We start from the raw sequence: 19,423 nt of genomic DNA on the forward strand, positions 1-19,423 counted from the left end.
CTAAACTGCGCGCCTTGAGGAGTCCGCTATCCATGAACTACCGCCACGCCTACCACGCCGGTAACCACGCCGACGTGCTGAAACACATCGTCCTCGCCCGCATCTTCGCGCTGATGGCGCGCAAGGACACGCCGTTTGCCTACCTCGACAGCCATTCCGGCATCGGCCTCTACGACCTGCTGGGCGATGAAGCCAGCCGCACCGGCGAGTGGGAATCGGGCATCGGTCGCCTGGTCGAGCGCGATGACCTGCCGGAGCTGCTGGAGGATTACCTGGGCGTCGTGAGTGCGCTGAATCCCGACGGTGGCCTGGAGTTCTACCCCGGCTCGCCGGAGCTGGCGCGTCGCCTGACCCGCCCGCAGGACCGGGTGATGCTCAACGAATTGCACCCGGAAGACGGTCGCCTGCTCAAGGCCAACATGGCCGGCGAGCGCCGCATCTCGGTACACCAGGGCGACGGCTGGCTGCTGCCCCGTGCCTTCCTGCCCGTTTCCGAGAAGCGCGGCGTGCTGCTGATCGACCCGCCCTTCGAGCAGCCGGACGACCTGGAGCGCTGCGTGACCGCGCTGGACGAGGCCATCGGCCGCATGCGCCAGACCGTGGTCGCCATCTGGTACCCGATCAAGGACCGCCGCCAGCTCAAGCGTTTCTACCAGCGCCTGGAGAAGAGCTCGGCGCCGAAGATGCTGCGCGTGGAGCTGTGCGTGCATCCGGCCGAGACGGCCGATCGTTTGAACGGCTCCGGACTGGTGATCGTGAACCCGCCGTGGCCGCTGGACGAGGAGCTGCGCGGCCTGCTGCCGTGGTTGGCCGAGACACTGGCGCAGAGCGAAGGCAGCAGTCAGGTGGACTGGCTGATCGCCGAATGAAAAAGCCCCGGCAGTGCCGGGGCTTTTTGTGGCCGGCGAAGCTTCACGCCGGCAGGCAGACGCCCGTGCCACCCAGGCCGCAGTAGCCGTTGGGGTTCTTCGCCAGGTACTGCTGGTGGTAGGCCTCGGCGTAGTAGAACGGCGGCACTTCGCGGATTTCCGTGGTGATCGCGCCGTAACCCTTGGCGTCGAGTTCCTTCTGGAAGGCCGCGCGGCTGGCGTCAATGGCGGCTTTCTGCGCCTGGTCGAACCAGTAGATCACCGAGCGGTACTGGGTGCCGGTGTCGTTGCCCTGGCGCATGCCCTGGGTCGGATCGTGGGATTCCCAGAACACCTTCAGCAGCGCCTCGATGCTGGTTTCACGCGGGTCATACGCCACCAGCACCACTTCGCTGTGGCCGGTCAGGCCGGAGCAGACTTCGTCGTAGGTCGGGTTCGGCGTGAAGCCGCCGGCATAGCCCACCGCGGTGACCCAAACGCCTGGCTGTTGCCAGAAGCGCCGCTCGGCGCCCCAGAAGCAACCCAGGCCAACCACGATCTGCTGCACGCCGGCCGGGTAGGGCGCGGACAGCGGGCGGCCATTGACGTAATGCGCTTCGGGCACCGGCATCGGGCTTTCACGCCCCGGCAGGGCCTGGGCGGAGCTGGGCAGTTCCAGCTTGTGGGCAAGTATTTGCGAGCGCAGGGTCATGGCATTCGTCTCCTCTGAATAGGGGCGGCAATAGACTCGGGTACTCGCCGAAGATTACAGCGTTTTTTCCGGGAGCGGGGATGGCTGCGGGCACGCCGTGCCTGTGGGGCTCAGTGCGGGCGGCAGGGGTAGCGCTGCAGGCTGGAGGAGAGGTCGTGGCTGGGGATGGGCTTGTCGAACAGGTAGCCCTGGCCGATGTCGCAGCGGTTGCGCCGCAGGAAGGCCAGCTGGGCGGCGGTCTCGACGCCTTCGGCGACCACCTGCAGCTTGAGGTTGTGGGCCATGGCGATCACCGCCGAGGTGATTTCCATGTCGTCCTGGTTGTCGGGGATGTCCTTGATGAAGCTGCGATCGATCTTGATCACGTCGATGGGGAACTTCTTCAGGTAGCTCAGCGACGAGTAGCCGGTGCCGAAGTCGTCCATGGCCAGGGTCAGGCCGAGGCTCTTCAGGCGCTCCAACTGCTGGCGGGTGTCGTCGGTGGCATCCAGCAGCAGGCTTTCAGTGAGTTCAAGCTCGAGCTGGCAGGCCGGGATGCTTTCCTCGTGGAGGATCGCGGCGATGGAGCCGACCAGGTCCGGGTCGCTGAACTGCTTGGGCGACAGGTTGATCGCCATGTGCAGCTCGCCCAGGCCCTTGGCGGCCAGCTCGCGCACCTGGCGGCAGGCCTGGCGGATCACCCACTTGCCGATGGGGATGATCAGACCGGTTTCTTCGGCGACGCTGATGAACTGGTCCGGGCGGATCATGCCCTTCTCCGGGTGCTGCCAGCGCAGCAGCGCTTCCAGGCCGAGCAGCGCGCCACTGCGCAGGCACAGCTTGGGCTGGTAGTGCACGGCCAGTTCGTCCTGCACCAGCGCGCGGCGCAGGTTGCTCTCGACGAACAGCTTGTAGCTGGCCTCGGCGGTCATCGCTTCGGTGAAGGTCTGTACCTGGTGCTTGCCGTTGGCCTTGGCCTTGTGCAGCGCCAGGCCCGCGTGCTTCATCAGGGTCTGCGGGTCCTGCCCGTGCTGCGGCGCGTAGGCGATGCCCACGGAGCCGGTGATGCTGATCAGCTGGTTGTCGACGAACAGCGGCTTGTCGAGCACGTCGAGGATCTGCGCAGCGACCTTCTCGCCACGGCCGGCCACGGACTCCTCCAGCAGCACGGCGAACTCGTTGCTGGCGAAGCGCGCCAGGGTGGCGCTGTCGCTCAGGCTGCTGCGCAGGCGGCGGGCGAGGTTGGCCAGCAGCTTGTCGCCGGTCTGGTGGCCGAGGCTGTCGTTGATCCGCTTGAAGTTGTCGATGTCCACCAGCAGCAGGCTCAGCGAATGTTCGCTGCCCACCTGCAGGCGTTCTTCCAGGGCGTTGATGAAGAAGTGCCGGTTGGCCAGGCCCGTGAGGTTGTCGCGGTAGGCGAGCTTCTCGATGTGCTGCTGGGCCAGCTTGCTCTGGGTGATGTCTTCGTAGATGCCGATGTAGTGCGTCAGCTCGCCCTTGTCGTCGTAGACCTTGGACAGCGACAGCTGACCCCAGTACGGCTCGAGGTTCTTGCGCCGGCTGCGGAACTCGCCCTGCCAGCTGTTCTGCGTGACCAGGGTGGAGCGCGCGTCGAACAGCAGCTCGCTGAGGTTCGCCAGTGCCGGCAGCTCAGGCAGGCGGCGGCCGCGCACTTCGTCGGCGCCGTACTGGGTGATCGCGGTGAAGCTCGGGTTGACGTATTCCACCAGTCCGTCGCGGTCGATCAGCAGGAAGGCGCTGGCGCTCTGCTCGACGGCGCGCTGGAACAGGTGCAGGGCGCTGGAGACGTTGCGCCGCTCGTGATTCATCAGCACCTGGGCGTACTGGTCGGCCAGTTCGCCGGCAAAGGCGATCTCGTCACTCTGCCACATGCGCACTTCGCCGACGTGTTCCAGGCAGAGCACGCCGACCACTTCGCCGCCGACGCGAATGGTGGCGTCGAGCATGGCGCTGATGCCCTGCGGGCGCAGGTAGCGCTGGGCCAGTTCCTGGGTGCGCGGGTCCTGCTGGGCGTTGTGGGCGTCGATGGCGCGGCCGCTGTGGACCGCGTCGAGGTAATTGGGGAAGTTGCTGGCGTCGATGTCCTGCGGCTTTTCGTACTGGTCGGTGTCGCGGCGGTAGATGGTCACCGCTTCCAGGCGATGGTCGGTGTGCAGGCGCCAGATGCCCGCGCGGGCCACGTCGTAGGCCTCGCAGGCGGCCTGGGCGATCAGCTGGGCAGCCTCGAGCAGCGGGTCGCTGGACAGATAGCGGTGGCGCGCCAGGCGCACGATCAGGTTCTGCTGGGTGCGCGAGCGCACCAGGTGCTGCAGGTGTTCGTCCTGGGAGCGCTGGTACATCTCCAGGGACATCTTCAGGCGGATGTTCTGCGCTTCCAGGTCCAGCAGGCGCGGGTCCAGTTCGGTTTCGTGCTCGTCCGCCTCGGTCTGCAGCAGATAGCCGTGGAGCAGCTGGCGGCCGTGTTGCTGGAAGCTTTCGCCGACCTCCAGCACGTTCAGCGTGCCGCGCGGCGAGTGGAGCAGGTAGCGCACCCGGTAACGGCCGTCCTTGAGCAGTTGCTGCTGCACCTGCTCATGCAGGCGATGGCGCGCTTCGGGCTCCATCAGGCTGGCGTAGGGGGCGTCGAGGATGCCGCAGAGGTCCTGGGCCGGCACGCCGATCTGGCGCTCACAGCCGGGGTCGAGGAACAGCAGGGTCCAGCTGGGTTCATTCAGGCGCTCGAAGCGCAGCATCCCGAGCCTCGAAGGGACGGGAAGCTGCGTGACAACCTCGGCCGCCTGACGGCTGGCGGCATCGGGATGACTCTTCATGCGCGGTGGATTTCCAGGGTGCTGGACGAGGTACATGGCCTCGCCCGACTTCTATGGGCGTTGGCAAGATTTGCATGAGGCACGGGGCCATGACAAGCCAAGACTGTATCGGCCGTCACAGAGCGAAGTTGAGGCAGTGCCGGGCGCCAGGCGTGACCGCCGGTCCGGACAAAAAGAAGCCCCGCCATCCGGCAGGGCTGGAGAGTACGAGCGTGGCGTGCTCGTCGAGAGGAAGGCCGGCACAGGGCCGGCCTTTTACAACACTTACAACCGCGACACTTACAGCAGCAGGGTGCGGATATCACCCAGCAGGTCGGACAGGCGCTTGGTGTAGCGCGCGGCGGCCGCCCCGTTGATCACGCGGTGATCGTAGGACAGCGACAGCGGCAGCATCAGGCGCGGCTGGAAGGCCTTGCCGTCCCACACCGGCTGCATGGTCGCCTTGCTGACACCCAGAATCGCCACTTCCGGCGCGTTGACGATCGGCGTGAAGCCGGTGCCGCCAATGTGGCCGAGGCTGGAGATGGTGAAGCAGGCGCCCTGCATGGCGTCGGCGGAGAGCTTCTTGGTGCGCGCTTTCTCGGCCAGTTCGGCGGCTTCGGCGGCGAGCTGCAGGAGGCTCTTCTGGTCGACGTTCTTGATCACCGGGACCAGCAGACCGTCCGGCGTGTCCACGGCGAAGCCGATGTTCACGTACTTCTTGCGGATCAGCGCCTTGCCGCTGGGGGCCAGCGAGCTGTTGAAGTCCGGCATTTCCTTGAGCAGGTGAGCGCAGGCCTTGAGCAGGATCGGCAGCACGGTCAGCTTGACGCCGGCCTTCTCCGCGACGGCTTTCTGGGCCACGCGGAAGGCTTCCATCTCGGTGATGTCGGCCGAGTCGAACTGGGTCACGTGCGGCACGTTCAGCCAGCTGCGATGCAGGTTGGCGGCGCCGACCTGCATCAGGCGGGTCATGGCCACTTCTTCCACTTCGCCGAACTTGCTGAAGTCGACTTCCGGAATCGGCGGGATGCCCGCGCCGCCGGTAGCGCCAGCCGGTGCGCCGGATTTGGCGCGTTGCAGCTGTTCCTTGACGAACGCCTGCACGTCTTCCTTGAGGATACGGCCCTTGGGACCGGTGCCTTTGACTTCACCCAGCTCGACGCCGAACTCGCGGGCGACCATGCGCACCGCGGGGCCTGCGTGAACCTTGGTGCCGTCACGGCTGGGCGCGCCCACCGGAGCAGCTTCCGGAGCCTTGGCCTGAGCCGCGGCAGCCGGTGCGGGAGCTGCGGCCGGAGCGGCAGCGGCCGGAGCCGGTGCAGCAGCCGGAGCTTCTGCGGCGGCCGGAGCAGCAGCGCCCGCGACCTTGAGCTTGAGGATCAGGTCGCCGGTGCCGACTTCGTCACCGATCTTGATTGATACGCTCTCCACCACGCCGGAGGCCGGCGAGGGGATTTCCATGCTGGCCTTGTCCGACTCCAGGGTGATCAGCGACTGGTCGGCTTCGACCGTGTCGCCGGCTTTCACCATGACTTCGATGACGTTGGCCTTGCCGGCCGAGCCGATGTCCGGGACGTGGATGTCCTGGACGCTGGCAGCGGCGGGCGCGGCAGCCGGCGCCGGGGCAGCGGCCGGAGCCTCTGCCTTCGGTGCTTCCGGGGCCTGCGCCGGAGCTTCGGCCTTGGGCGCTTCGGCGGTAGCCGAACCACCCTCGACTTCCAGCTCGAGGATCTCGTCGCCTTCCTTCAGGGTGTCGCCCACCTTGACCTTCAGGCTCTTCACCACGCCGGCTTTCGGCGAGGGGATTTCCATGCTGGCCTTGTCGGATTCCAGGGTCAGCAGGCTCTGGTCGGCCTCGACGGTGTCGCCGACCTTGACCAGCAGTTCAATGACTTCACCCTGACCATTGCCGATGTCGGGTACACGAATCAGTTCGCTCATCGTGCCTCTCCTCAGCAGTCCAGCGGGTTGCGTTTTTCGGGGTTGATGCCGAACTTGGCGATGGCTTCCGCCACGACCTTGGGTTCGATATCACCGCGATCGGCCAGGGCTTCCAGCGCGGCCAGCACGACCCAGTGGCGGTCGACTTCGAAGAAGTCGCGCAGCTTGCGGCGGCTGTCGCTGCGGCCGAAGCCGTCGGTGCCCAGGACCTTGAACTCCTTGCTCGGCACCCACTGACGGATCTGCTCGGCGTAGAGCTTCATGTAGTCGGTGGAGGCGATCACCGGGCCCTTGCGGCCGGCGAGGCACTCTTCGACGTAGCTCTGCTTGGGCTTCTGACCCGGGTGCAGGCGGTTCCAGCGCTCGACAGCCAGGCCGTCGCGGCGCAGTTCGTTGAAGCTCGGTACCGACCAGACGTCGGCGCCGATGCCGAAGTCTTCGCGCAGGATCTTCGCGGCGGCTTCGACTTCGCGCAGGATGGTGCCCGAGCCCAGCAGCTGCACGTGATGCGCGGCGTCCTTCTTGTCCTCATCGAGCAGGTACATGCCCTTGATGATGCCTTCCTCTGCGCCCTTGGGCATGGCCGGCTGGACGTAGTTCTCGTTCATCACGGTGATGTAATAGAAGATGTCCTGCTGCTCTTCGATCATCTGGCGCGAGCCTTCGCGGATGATCACCGCCAGCTCGTACGCATAGGTCGGATCGTAGGTGCGGCAGTTCGGGATGGTCGCCGCCAGGAGGTGGCTGTGACCGTCTTCGTGCTGCAGGCCTTCACCGTTGAGGGTGGTACGGCCGGCGGTGCCGCCGATCAGGAAGCCGTGTGCGCGGCTGTCGCCAGCGGCCCAGGCCAGGTCGCCGATACGCTGGAAACCGAACATCGAGTAGAAGATGTAGAACGGCAGCATCGGCTGGTTGTGCGTGGAGTACGAGGTACCCGCGGCGATCCAGCTGGACATGGCGCCGGCTTCGTTGATGCCTTCCTCGAGGATCTGACCTTTCTTGTCCTCGCGGTAGAACATCACCTGGTCTTTATCCACCGGCTCGTACAGCTGGCCGACGGAAGAGTAGATACCCAGCTGGCGGAACATGCCTTCCATACCGAAGGTACGGGCTTCGTCCGGTACGATCGGGACGATGCGCGGGCCGAGTTCCTTGTCCTTTACCAGCTGCGAGATGATCCGCACGAAGGCCATGGTGGTGGAGATTTCGCGGTCGCCCGAGCCGTCGAGCATGGCCTTGAGGGTTTCCAGCGGGGGAACCGGGACCTGGAAGCTCTTCTCGCGGCGAACCGGCATCACGCCGCCCAGCGCAGCACGGCGGGAGGCCAGGTACTTGGCCTCGGCGCTGCCTTCCTCGGGGCGGTAGAACGGCAGGTTTTCCAGGTCGGCATCCTTGATCGGGATGTCGAACTTGTCGCGGAAAGACTTCAGGGACTCGACGTCGACCTTCTTGACGTTGTGCGCGATGTTCTTCGCTTCGCCCGAACCGGTACCGTAGCCCTTGATGGTCTTGGCCAGGATGACGGTCGGCTGGCCCTTGTGGTTGACCGCCTGGTGGTAGGCCGCATAGACCTTGTAGGGGTCGTGGCCGCCACGGTTGAGTTTCCAGACTTCCTCGTCGGAGAGGTCCTTGACCATCTCCAGCAGCTCCGGACGCGCACCGAAGAAGTGCTCACGCACGTAGGCGCCGTCTTTGGCCTTGTAGTTCTGGTACTCGCCGTCGATGACCTCGTCCATGCGCTGCTGCAGCAGGCCGGCGGTGTCCTTGGCGAACAGCGGGTCCCAGAAGCGACCCCAGACCACCTTGTTGACGTTCCACTCGGCGCCACGGAACACGCCTTCGAGTTCCTGGATGATCTTGCCGTTGCCGCGAACCGGGCCGTCGAGGCGCTGCAGGTTGCAGTTGATGACGAAGATCAGGTTGTCCAGCTTCTCGCGGCCAGCCAGGGAGATCGCGCCCAGGGATTCGGGCTCGTCGCACTCGCCGTCGCCCATGAAGCACCAGACCTTCTGCTTGCCGGCGGGGATGAAGCCGCGGCTTTCCAGGTACTTCATGAAGCGCGCCTGGTAGATCGCCTGGATCGGGCCCAGACCCATGGAAACGGTCGGGAACTGCCAGAAGTCCGGCATCAGCCAGGGGTGCGGGTAGGAAGACAGGCCGTTGCCGTCCACTTCCTGGCGGAAGTTGTTCAGCTGGTCTTCGCTGATGCGGCCTTCGAGGAAGGCGCGGGCGTAGACGCCGGGGGAGGCGTGGCCCTGGAAGAACACCAGGTCGCCGCCGTGTTCGTCGGTCGGGGCCTGGAAGAAGTAGTTGAAGCCAACGTCATACAGGGTCGCCGAGGAGGCGAAGGAGGAGATGTGACCACCCAGATCCGGGTCGGCCTTGTTGGCCTTCATCACCATCGCCAGGGCGTTCCAGCGCACCAGGGAGCGGATGCGGCGTTCCATGAACAGGTCGCCGGGCATGCGGGCTTCGTGGGTGACCGGGATGCTGTTGCGGTACGGCGTGGTGATCGCGTAGGGCAGTTGGGTGCCGGACCGGCTGGCCAGCTCGCCCATACGGGTCATCAGGTAATGGGCGCGGTCTTCACCTTCACGGTCCAGGACCGATTCCAGGGCGTCCAGCCATTCCTGGGTTTCGACGGGATCGAGGTCTTGCATGGCTTGCTCCAGGGCGGAAAGGCTTCCAGAATCGGAAGCCAGTAGATCGTTGCCGACAGCTGCGCCAACCTCGTGGGCGACGCGGCGAATTCTTGGAAGTGCTCCGGGGGTACGCCCGGCGGGTTGTAGTTTTACTACAAATCGCCAGCGGATACATCCCTCCCCCTGAAAAAGTTAGTAGTAAAACTACAGGGGCGCGAAAAGACAGGAATGCCGGCGCCTCGCCGACCACTCAGGATAGACCATGAGCCTGCCGTCCCTGGCCGCTTTGCCGGCTACTCTCAAGCCTCTCGCCGAGCGCGCTGAGCAGAATTTCCGCACCGCCATCGCCGCGCTTTCCGCCGAGCAGATCGCCAGTTTCGACAGCTGGTCCGACGAGCGGCATGCTGATTTCGCCCGCGTCACCGCCGGCAGCGATTTCGTCGCCGAGCAGGTCCAGCGCGATCCTGCCTTTCTATTGGCGCTGGCCGCGACCGGCGAGCTGGAGCGTGCCCTGCAGCCCGGCGAGATGGGCGCGCAGCTGGAAGCGCTGCTGGCCGACTGTGCCGATGAGGACGAGCTGGGCCGCCGCCTGCGCCGCTTCCGTCGGCGCCAGCAGATGCGCATCATCTGGCGCGACCTGACCCGCCGCAGCGACCTGGCCGGCACCTGTCGCGACCTGTCGGACCTCGCCGACGCCAGCATCGACCAGTCCCTGGCGTGGCTCTACCAGCGCCACTGCCAGCAGTTCGGCGTGCCCATCGGCAACCGTTCGGGCCTGCCGCAGAAGATGATCGTGCTGGGCATGGGCAAGCTGGGCGCGGGCGAGCTGAACCTGTCCTCCGACATCGACCTGATCTTCGGCTACCCCGAGGGCGGCGAGACCCAGGGCGCCAAGCGCGCGCTGGATAACCAGGAGTTCTTCACCCGCCTGGGGCAGAAGCTGATCAAGTCGCTGGATGCCATCACTGTCGAAGGCTTCGCCTTCCGCGTCGACATGCGCCTGCGACCCTACGGCTCCAGCGGCCCGCTGGTGCACAGCTTCGCCGCGCTGGAGCAGTACTACCAGGACCAGGGGCGCGACTGGGAACGCTACGCGATGATCAAGGCCCGCGTGGTCGGCGGCGACCAGGAGGCCGGCCAGCGCCTGCTGGAGTTGCTGCGTCCGTTCGTCTACCGGCGCTACCTGGACTTCTCCGCCATCGAGGCGCTGCGCACCATGAAGCAGCTGATCCAGCAGGAAGTCCGGCGCAAGGGCATGAGCGAGAACATCAAGCTGGGCGCCGGCGGCATCCGCGAAGTGGAGTTCATCGCCCAGGCCTTCCAGCTGATCCATGGCGGCCGTGACCTCAGTCTGCAGCAGCGACCGCTGCTGCGCGTGCTGGCGATCCTTGAAGGGCAGGGCTACCTGCCGCCGCAGGTGGTCAGCGAGCTGCGCGAGGGCTACGAGTTCCTGCGCTACGCCGAGCACGCCCTGCAAGCCATCGCCGACCGCCAGACGCAGATGCTGCCGGAGGACGAATTCGAGCGTATCCGCGTTGCCTTCATCATGGGCTTCGCCAACTGGTCGGCGTTCCACCAGGCCACCAACCAGTGGCGCGAGCGCATCGACTGGCATTTCCGCCAGGTCATCGCCGACCCGGATGAAGATGAAGAAGGCCAGGTGGATACCACCATTGGCGGCGAGTGGATTCCGCTGTGGGAAGAGGCGGTGGATGAAGAGTCCGCCTGCCGGCAGTTCGCCGACGCCGGTTTCGCCCAGCCGGCGGCGGCCTGGAAGCGCCTGACCGACCTGCGCAATGGTCCGCAGGTGCGCGCCATGCAGCGCCTGGGCCGCGAGCGGCTGGATGCCTTCATGCCGCGCCTGCTGAACATGATCGCCGAGCGCGGCCCGGCGGACGTGTTGCTGGAGCGCGTATTGCCGTTGATCGAGGCAGTGGCGCGGCGTTCGGCTTATCTGGTGCTGCTCACCGAGAACCCCGGTGCACTGGAGCGCCTGCTGACGCTCTGCGCGGCCAGCCCGATGGTGGCCGAGCAGATCGCCCGCTTCCCGATCCTGCTCGACGAGCTATTGAATGAAGGGCGGCTGTTCCGTCCGCCACAGGCTGCCGAGCTGGGCGCGGAGCTGCGCGAGCGGCTGATGCGCATCCCCGAGGATGACCTCGAGCAGCAGATGGAAACCCTGCGCCACTTCAAGCTGGCCCACGCCCTGCGCGTGGTGGCTTCGGAGATCGCTGGCACCTTGCCGCTGATGAAGGTCAGCGACTACCTGACCTGGCTGGCCGAAGCGATCCTCGAACAGGTGCTGAGCCTGACCTGGGACCAGCTGGTGCAGCGTCACGGCCGGCCGACCCGAGTGGACGGCACGCCCTGCGACCCGGACTTCATCATCATCGGCTACGGCAAGTCCGGCGGCCTGGAGCTGGGCCACGGCTCGGACCTGGACCTGGTGTTCATCCACGACGGCGATCCGCAGAGCGAGACCGACGGCGCCAAGCCCATCGACGGGGCGCAGTTCTATACGCGCCTGGGGCAGAAGATCATCCACTTCCTCACCGCGCAGACGCCCTCAGGCATGCTCTACGAGGTGGACATGCGCCTGCGCCCGAGCGGCGCTTCCGGTCTGCTGGTCAGCTCGCTGCGCGCCTTCGAGGCCTACCAGTTGGGCGAGGCCTGGACCTGGGAACACCAGGCGCTGGTGCGCGCCCGTGTGCTGGCCGGCTGCAAGCGGGTAGCCGTGGCGTTCGAAGCGATCCGCGCGAAAGTGCTGGGCCAGCAGCGCGACCTGGCCGAGCTGCGCAAGGAAGTCAGCGAGATGCGCGCGAAGATGCGCGACAACCTCGGTACCCCGAGCACGGCCGCCGGCACCGCGACGAATGCCTTCGAGGCCGCGGCCCCGTTCGATCTCAAGCAGGATGCCGGTGGTATCGTCGATATCGAATTTATGGTGCAATACGCGGCCCTGGCCTGGTCGTGGCAACACCCGGAGCTGGTGGAGTTCACCGACAATATCCGCATTCTGGAAGCCCTGGAGCGGGTCGGGTTGATGTCCGGCGAGGATGTCCTGAAGCTGCAGGACGCCTACAAGGCCTACCGGGCGGCGGCGCACCGATTGTCCCTGCAGAAGCAGCCGGGCGTGGTGAGCGGCGATCACTTCCATGCGGAACGTCGCATGGTGATGCAGATGTGGAAGGCCTTCGAGCTGACCTGATTCGCTGCGATTTCCCATGAAACAGATAGCATCCGGCGAGATGATGCTCGCCGGAGCGGATCGCGCTGTCAGTGCTGGGCTGGCAGCAGGAACAAGGCGCGTAATGCCATTGCGCCAGGTCACAGGGAGTGACGAAAACCGCCCGGCCCGAAGAGTGGCTGGGCTAGACTGCCGGCATTCGCTGCTCGGCACCCGACCGTAGAGGCCCGCGCCTTGCGGCTGGATGAATGGAGTACGGGGAGGCGAGAGCCTCCCCGCTTGTTTTCGGAAAAGGCATGAGAATTCTGATCGTAGGCCCCTCCTGGGTGGGCGACATGGTGATGGCGCAGACGCTCTTCCAGTGTCTGAAGCGGCAGCATCCGGACTGCGTGATCGACGTGCTGGCGCCCGACTGGAGCCGGCCGATCCTCGAGCGCATGCCCGAAGTGCGCCAGGCCCTGAGCTTCCCGCTTGGCCACGGCGTGCTGGATATCGCCTCGCGCCGGCGCATCGGCAAGACCCTCAAGGGTCAGTACGACCAGGCGATCCTCCTGCCCAACTCGCTCAAGTCGGCGCTGGTGCCGTATTTCGCCGGCATTCCCAAGCGCACTGGCTGGAAGGGCGAGATGCGCTACGGCCTGCTCAACGACATCCGCGCGCTGGATAAAGAGCGCTACCCGCTGATGATCGAGCGCTTCATGGCCCTGGCCTATGAGCCGGGCGCCGAGCTGCCGCAACCTTATCCGCAGCCGCGCCTGTCCATCGACCCGCAGAGCCGCGAGGCCGCGCTGGCCAAGTTCGGCCTGAGCCTGGATCGCCCGGTGCTGGCGCTGTGCCCCGGTGCCGAGTTCGGCGAGGCCAAGCGCTGGCCGGCCGAGTACTACGCCAAGGTCGCCGAGGTGAAGATCCGCGCCGGCTGGCAGGTGTGGATATTCGGCTCGAAGAACGACCATCCCGGCGGCGAAGACATCCGCATGCGCCTGATTCCCGGCTTGCGCGAAGAGTCGGTGAACCTGGCCGGCGAGACCGCCCTGGCCGAGGCCATCGACCTGATGTCCTGCGCTGGCGCCGTGGTCACCAACGATTCCGGCCTGATGCACGTGGCGGCCGCGCTGAACCGCCCGCTGGTGGCGGTCTACGGCTCCACGTCGCCGCAGTTCACCCCGCCGCTGGCCGATGCCGTGGAGATCGTCCGCCTCGGCCTGGAATGCAGCCCCTGCTTCGATCGCGTGTGCCGTTTCGGCCACTACAACTGCCTGCGCGAGCTGAAGCCGCGCCCGGTGATCGAAGCGCTGGACCGACTGGTCGCCGACCCGGTGGATGTGGAAAGCGCTGAATGAGGGTCCTGTTGATCAAGACCTCGTCCCTGGGCGATGTCATCCACACCCTGCCGGCGTTGACCGACGCTGCCCGCGCCATTCCCGGCATCCAGTTCGACTGGGTGGTGGAGGAGGGCTTCGCCGAGATTCCCGCCTGGCATCCCGCCGTGGCCCAGGTGATCCCGGTGGCGATCCGCCGCTGGCGCAAGAACCTCTGGCAGACGTTCAGGAGTGGCGAATGGGGGCGCTTCAAGCGCCGCCTGAAGGAAGTCGACTACGACCTGGTGATCGACGCCCAGGGCCTGCTGAAAAGCGCCTGGCTGACCCGCTACGCGCGCCGCCGCACGCCGGTTGCGGGGTTGGACAAGGAGTCGGCCCGCGAGCCGGCAGCCAGCCGCTTCTATAACCGTACCTACCCCGTTGCCTGGGGCCAGCACGCCGTCGAACGCGTGCGCCAGTTGTTCGCCCAGGCGCTGGACTACCCGCTGCCCACTGGTACCGGCGACTACGGCCTGGACCGCAATCGCCTGCTGGATTCGGTGGAGACCGAGCCCTACCTGGTATTCCTCCACGGCACCACCTGGGTGACCAAGCACTGGCCCGAGGTCTACTGGCGCGAACTGGCCCAGCGCATGGGCGAGCGCGGCTGGCAAGTCCGCCTGCCGTGGGGCAACGACGCCGAGCGGCAACGCGCCGAACGGCTCGCCGAAGGCTTGGAAAACGTCTCGGTACTCCCCAAGTTAAGCCTCGCGGGCATGGCCAAGGTCCTGGCCGGCGCTTCCGCCTGCGTGGCGGTCGACACCGGGCTCGGACACCTGGCCGCCGCCCTGGACGTGCCGACGCTGTCGCTGTTCGGCCCGACCAACCCCGGTCTGACCGGCGCCTACGGGCGCTCGCAAGTGCACCTGGCCGCCGACTGGCCGTCGTGCGCGCCCTGCCTGCAGAAGACCTGCACCTACCAGCCGACGGCCGAAGACAAGCGCCAGTTCGACCTGCGGCATGAACAGCCTCTGTGCTTCACGCGCCTGAATCCCCAGCGCGTGGCGAACCAGCTGGAGGCACTGCTGCTGGCCCCGGAGACGCTTCGATGACCCTGGCTTTCGTTCTCTACAAATACTTCCCGTTCGGCGGGCTGCAGCGCGATTTCATGCGCATCGCCCTGGAATGCCAGCAGCGCGGCCATTCGATCCGCGTCTACACGCCTATCTGGGAAGGCGAAGTGCCGCCGGGCTTCGACGTGCGCGTGGCGCCGGTGAAGTCGCTGTTCAACCATCGCCGCAACGAGAAATTCAGCGCCTGGCTGGCCGCGGACCTCGCGCGTTCGCCGGTGGACCGGGTGATCGGCTTCAACAAGATGCCGGGCCTGGATGTCTACTACGCCGCCGACGGCTGCTTCGAGGACAAGGCGCAGACCCTGCGCAACTCCTTCTACCGTCGCTGGGGTCGCTACAAGCACTTTGCCGACTACGAGCGCGCGGTGTTCGCGCCGGAGTCGAAGACCGAGATCCTGATGATCTCCGAAGTCCAGCAGCCGCTGTTCATCAAGCATTACCGCACCCCCGAGGCACGCTTCCACCTGCTGCCGCCGGGCATTGCCCAGGACCGCCGCGCACCGGCCAATGCCGGGGAAATCCGCGCGGAGTTCCGCCGCGAGTTCAAGCTGGGCGACGACGACCTGCTGCTGGTGCAGATCGGCTCCGGCTTCAAGACCAAGGGCCTGGACCGCAGCCTCAAGGCACTGGCCGCGCTGCCGCGTTCGCTGCGCAAGCGCACCCGCCTGATCGCCATCGGCCAGGACGATCCCAAGCCGTTCCTGCTGCAGGTGAAGGCGCTGGGCCTGTCGGACAATGTGCAGATTCTCAAGGGGCGCAGCGACATTCCGCGCTTCCTGCTCGGCGCCGACCTGCTGATCCACCCGGCATACAACGAGAACACCGGCACCGTGCTGCTGGAGGCGCTGGTCGCGGGACTGCCGGTGCTGGTCACCGACGTCTGCGGCTATGCGCACTACATCGACGAGGCGAAAGCCGGCCGTGTGGTGCCGTCGCCGTTCGAGCAGGACCGTTTGAACACGATGCTTCAGCAGATGCTGGAGGACGATGCAGCGCGGGCGGAGTGGGGGCGCAACGGCCTGGCCTTCGCCGACAGTGCCGATCTCTACAGCATGCCGCAGCACGCCGCCGACCTGATCCTGCGGGAGCGCGCATGAAGCTCGAACTGCACGAGCCATTCAAGCGCCTGTGGGCCGGCAAGGACCCGTTCGCCGAAGTCGAGCGCCTGCAGGGCAAGGTCTACCGCGAGCTGGAAGGCCGCCGCACGCTGCGCACCGAAGTCGAAGGTCGCGGCTATTTCGTGAAGATCCACCGCGGCATCGGCTGGGGCGAGATCGTCAAGAACCTGTTCAGCGCCAAGCTTCCGGTACTCGGTGCGGGCCAGGAGCAGCGCGCGCTGGAGCGCCTGCACCAGGCCGGCGTGGCGACCATGACCTCGGTGGCCTATGGCGAGCGCGGCGGCAATCCGGCCGCGCAGCATTCCTTCATCATCACCGAGGAACTGGCGCCGACCACCGACCTGGAAGTGCTCTCGCTGGACTGGCTGCAGACACCGCCCGAGCCGCGCCTGAAGCGCGCGCTGATCGCCGAAGTGGCGAAGATGGTCGGCACCATGCATCGCGCCGGGGTCAATCATCGCGACTGCTACATCTGCCATTTCCTGCTGCATACCGACCGCCCGATCAGCGCCGATGACCTGCGCCTGTCGGTGATCGACCTGCACCGCGCCCAGACCCGGGCCGCCACCCCGCGCCGCTGGCGCGACAAGGACCTGGCGGCGCTGTACTTCTCCGCGCTGGACATCGGCCTTACGCGCCGTGACAAATTGCGCTTCCTGCGCGGTTACTTCCTGCGTCCGCTGCGTGACATCCTCCGCGAGGAAGCCGCGCTGCTGGCGTGGATGGAGCGCAAGGCGGCCAAGCTCTACGACCGCAAACAACGATACGGAGACCTGCTCTGATGGCCGGCTGGGTACTCGAAGCCGACTACCAGCATCTCGCCGCCGATTTCGGCAGCCTGGATGCCGTGTTCGCCCTCGAAGGCGAGCGCATCACCAAGGATGCGATGTCCGACGTCGTGCGCATCGAGCGCGACGGCGTGCGCTACTACGTCAAGCGCTACCGCAAGCCGGGCAAGGGCTTTCGCCGCTACCTGCCGCGCCCGCGGGTGAAGGCCGAGTGGCAGAACCTCAAGCAGTTCGCCAAGTGGGGCATACCGACCGCGAAGGTGGTGGCCTACGGCCTGGAGCGCGTCAACGGCGCCTTTGCCCGTGGCGCGATCATCACCCGCGAGCTGGTCGGCACCGAAGACCTGCACGCCCTGGCCAAGCAGGACGATCCGCGTCTGAAGGATCGCGCCTGGGTCGAGCACGTCATGCGCCAGTTGGCCGGCTACACGCGGACCATGCATGACCACCACTTCACCCACAACGACCTGAAGTGGCGCAACATCCTGGTGGACGGCGAGGGTACGGTGTACTTCATCGACTGCCCGATCGGTGATTTCTGGGTCAGCTTCATGCTGCGCTACCGCATCACCAAGGACCTGGCCACCCTCGACAAGGTCGCCAAGTACCACCTCTCCTACACGCAGCGCCTGCAGTTCTACCTGCTGTACCGTCGCCGCGAGCGACTGAACGCGTCGGACAAGAAGCGTGTCCGGCAGATCGTCCATTTCTTCGAGGGACGCGAGTGAAGGATTTCATTGCCGAGGGCGACCAGGCCCTGCTGGAAAACAACGCCCTGGCCGATTTCGACGCCCTCTGGGCCCTGCAGCTGGAAGCCGTGGACGAGCCCAACACCGAGCGTGGCGGCTGGAGCAGCGTGTACCGCCTGGAGCTGAACGGCACCGCCTACTACCTCAAGCGCCAGAGCAACCACCTGACCCGCAGCCTGAAGCGTCCACTCGGCGAGCCGACCTTCAGTCGCGAGTTCCGCAACATCCAGCGCTACCACCAGCTCGGCATTCCGTCGATGCAGGCGGCCTTCTTCGGCGCGCGGCAGGTCGGCGGCGAGCGCCGGGCGATCCTGATGACCCGCGCCCTGGACGGCTGGCGTGACCTCGACAGCCTGCTGCAGGGCTGGTCGAACCTGCCCGCCGAGCGCCGCCAGGCCATCCTGCGCGCGTGCGGCATGCTCGCCCGTCGCCTGCACGAGGCCGGGCAGATGCATGGCTGCTTCTATCCCAAGCACATCTTCCTGCGCGAAACCGACGACGCCTTCGAGGCGACCCTGATCGACCTGGAGAAGACCCGCCCGCTGTGGTTCGGCCAGCGCGACCGCGTGCGCGACCTGGAGCCGCTGCTGCGCCGCGCGCCGGACTGGAACGAAACCGACGTGCGCAACCTGCTGGCGGCCTACCTGGGCACCGCTTCCGGCGGCCCGGAGGTCGACGACTGGTATCGCCGCCTGGGTGCGCGCCGCAAGAAGAAGGAAAACCGCGCATGAGGCTGTCTGCCCTGCGCGATGCCGGCCGCGCTCCGGCGCTGCCCCTGCGCATCGAGCTGGAAGACGGCGCCGGCCCGGCCGAGCTGCGTCTGGACAGTCTGCTGCGCGTCCTGCCCGGCCAGCGCTACGTCGGTGCGGCCAATTGGCGCGGCCGCCCGGTGCTGGCCAAGCTGCTGGTGGGCGGTCGTGCGGCAAAGCAGTTCCAGCGCGAACGCGACGGTGTGCGACTGCTCGCCGAACAGGGCCTGACCACGCCGCAGCTGCTGGCCGACGGCCTGAAGGACGGCGAGGGTGGCTGGCTGCTCTTCGAGTTCCTCGACAACGCCGAGAGCCTTTGGGATGTCTGGCGCGCCGTGGAGGGCGAGCCGCTGCTCTCCGACGGCCAGACCGCTGTCATCGCCGAGGCGCTGACGGCCATCGCCCGGATGCACGCCAAGGGCCTGTGGCAGGAAGACCTGCACCTGGACAACCTGCTGCGCCACGCCGGCCAGCTGTACCTGATCGACGGCGCCGGCATCCGTGCGGAAACCGCCGGTCAGCCGCTGTCGCGCAAGCACGTGCTGGAAAACCTCGGGGTGTTCTTCGCTCAGTTGCCAGCGAGCCTCGATCCGTATCTGGAAGAGCTGCTGATCCACTACCTGCTGGCCAACGGCGAGCACGCACTGCCGCTGGAGGCCCTGCAGAAGGAAATCGCCAGGGTTCGACGCTGGCGGGTCGGCGACCTGATGAAGAAGATCGCTCGCGACTGCAGCCTGTTCAGCGTGTTCAAGGGACCGTTCGGCCTGCGCGCGGTGCGCCGCGAGGAGGAAGAGGGCCTGCAGCCACTGCTGACCGATCCGGATTCCTACATAAATCGCGGACACCTCTACAAGACCGGCGGCGCCGCGACTGTCGCCCGCGTAGAGCTGAATGGCCGGCCTCTGGTGGTCAAGCGCTACAACATCAAGAACCTGCTGCACTGGTTCAAGCGCTTCTGGCGCCCCAGTCGCGCCTGGGCTTCCTGGCGCGAAGGCAACCGCCTGGACTTCCTCGGCATCGCCACGCCCAAGCCGCTGGCGGTGATCGAGCGGCGCTGGCTGTGGCTGCGCGGCCCGGCCTTCCTGATTACCGATTACCTGGCGGGTCAGGATATAATCGCCCGTTTCAAACCCTACCTGGACCATCCGGAGGGGGGCGGCCTGCCGCCGGAATCGGATCTTGTGGCCCTGGACAGACTGTTCGCGGCGCTGGTGCGCGAGCGCATCAGCCACGGCGACCTGAAAGGGCACAACCTGTTCTGGCAGGAGCAGGGCGAAGGCGGGCAGTGGTCGTTGATCGACCTGGATGCCATGCAGCGCCACTCGCGAGAAGCGAGCTTCGCCCGCGCCTATGCCCGCGACCGTGCGCGCTTCCTGCGCAACTGGCCAGAGGGCAGCGCACTGCACCGGCTGCTCGACGAACGTTTACCGCGGGTGCCTGGCACCCGCCCAGATGAAAGAGGCTAG

General features: G+C 66.5%; 13 protein-coding genes. 9 read left to right on the top strand and 4 right to left on the bottom strand.

Going from position 1 to position 19,423, the window contains the following annotated elements:
• The first annotated feature begins 32 nt into the window (after positions 1-32).
• On the top strand, positions 33-869 hold the full coding sequence (locus tag IB273_RS24225; RefSeq protein WP_151188530.1) for a 23S rRNA (adenine(2030)-N(6))-methyltransferase RlmJ: 837 nt from the start codon (positions 33-35) through the stop codon (positions 867-869).
• A gap of 43 nt (positions 870-912) precedes the next feature.
• On the opposite strand, the gene msrA is transcribed toward IB273_RS24225, so the two are convergent.
• The 4 genes from msrA to aceE all read right to left on the bottom strand — a co-directional run bounded on the left by msrA (position 913) and on the right by aceE (position 8,953).
• The gene (msrA, locus tag IB273_RS24230) at positions 913-1,560 is read right to left on the bottom strand and encodes a peptide-methionine (S)-S-oxide reductase MsrA (protein ID WP_151188528.1); all 648 of its coding nucleotides are present in this window, start codon (positions 1,558-1,560) and stop codon (positions 913-915) included.
• Between the two features lie 110 nt (positions 1,561-1,670).
• Positions 1,671-4,370, bottom strand: a complete 2,700-nt coding sequence (locus IB273_RS24235; RefSeq protein ID WP_081515465.1) for a putative bifunctional diguanylate cyclase/phosphodiesterase — start codon at positions 4,368-4,370, stop codon at positions 1,671-1,673.
• 279 nt (positions 4,371-4,649) lie between these two features.
• Positions 4,650-6,293 carry a dihydrolipoyllysine-residue acetyltransferase gene (gene aceF, locus IB273_RS24240; RefSeq protein ID WP_192225202.1) on the bottom strand — a complete coding sequence of 548 codons (1,644 nt, stop codon included), beginning with the start codon at positions 6,291-6,293 and terminating at the stop codon, positions 4,650-4,652.
• Between the two features lie 11 nt (positions 6,294-6,304).
• Positions 6,305-8,953, bottom strand: coding sequence for a pyruvate dehydrogenase (acetyl-transferring), homodimeric type (aceE, locus tag IB273_RS24245; protein ID WP_081515467.1), 2,649 nt, complete (start codon positions 8,951-8,953; stop codon positions 6,305-6,307).
• Between the two features lie 244 nt (positions 8,954-9,197).
• Here aceE and glnE point away from each other — a divergent pair, with 244 nt between their 5' ends.
• The 8 genes from glnE (at position 9,198) to IB273_RS24285 (ending at position 19,423) form a co-directional block, all read left to right on the top strand.
• Positions 9,198-12,143, top strand: a complete 2,946-nt coding sequence (gene glnE / locus IB273_RS24250; RefSeq protein ID WP_151188526.1) for a bifunctional [glutamate--ammonia ligase]-adenylyl-L-tyrosine phosphorylase/[glutamate--ammonia-ligase] adenylyltransferase — start codon at positions 9,198-9,200, stop codon at positions 12,141-12,143.
• A 275-nt stretch (positions 12,144-12,418) separates the two neighbouring features.
• On the top strand, positions 12,419-13,462 hold the full coding sequence (gene waaF, locus IB273_RS24255) for a lipopolysaccharide heptosyltransferase II (protein ID WP_081515469.1): 1,044 nt from the start codon (positions 12,419-12,421) through the stop codon (positions 13,460-13,462).
• The gene (gene waaC, locus IB273_RS24260) at positions 13,459-14,532 is read left to right on the top strand and encodes a lipopolysaccharide heptosyltransferase I (protein WP_192225203.1); all 1,074 of its coding nucleotides are present in this window, start codon (positions 13,459-13,461) and stop codon (positions 14,530-14,532) included. The genes waaF and waaC overlap by 4 nt, the downstream gene beginning before the upstream one ends.
• Complete coding sequence (locus IB273_RS24265) at positions 14,529-15,650, top strand: glycosyltransferase family 4 protein (RefSeq protein ID WP_081515471.1); 1,122 nt, start codon at positions 14,529-14,531, stop codon at positions 15,648-15,650. Before waaC ends, IB273_RS24265 begins: the two co-directional genes overlap by 4 nt.
• On the top strand, positions 15,647-16,453 hold the full coding sequence (rfaP, locus tag IB273_RS24270; protein WP_081515472.1) for a lipopolysaccharide core heptose(I) kinase RfaP: 807 nt from the start codon (positions 15,647-15,649) through the stop codon (positions 16,451-16,453). Before IB273_RS24265 ends, rfaP begins: the two co-directional genes overlap by 4 nt.
• Positions 16,453-17,187, top strand: coding sequence for a lipopolysaccharide kinase InaA family protein (locus IB273_RS24275; protein ID WP_081515473.1), 735 nt, complete (start codon positions 16,453-16,455; stop codon positions 17,185-17,187). The genes rfaP and IB273_RS24275 overlap by 1 nt, the downstream gene beginning before the upstream one ends.
• Positions 17,184-17,939 carry a lipopolysaccharide kinase InaA family protein gene (locus IB273_RS24280; protein ID WP_192225204.1) on the top strand — a complete coding sequence of 252 codons (756 nt, stop codon included), beginning with the start codon at positions 17,184-17,186 and terminating at the stop codon, positions 17,937-17,939. The genes IB273_RS24275 and IB273_RS24280 overlap by 4 nt, the downstream gene beginning before the upstream one ends.
• Positions 17,936-19,423, top strand: coding sequence for a lipopolysaccharide kinase InaA family protein (locus IB273_RS24285; protein ID WP_192225205.1), 1,488 nt, complete (start codon positions 17,936-17,938; stop codon positions 19,421-19,423). The genes IB273_RS24280 and IB273_RS24285 overlap by 4 nt, the downstream gene beginning before the upstream one ends.

The organism is Pseudomonas sp. PDM19, from assembly GCF_014852215.1.
Taxonomy (GTDB): domain Bacteria; phylum Pseudomonadota; class Gammaproteobacteria; order Pseudomonadales; family Pseudomonadaceae; genus Pseudomonas.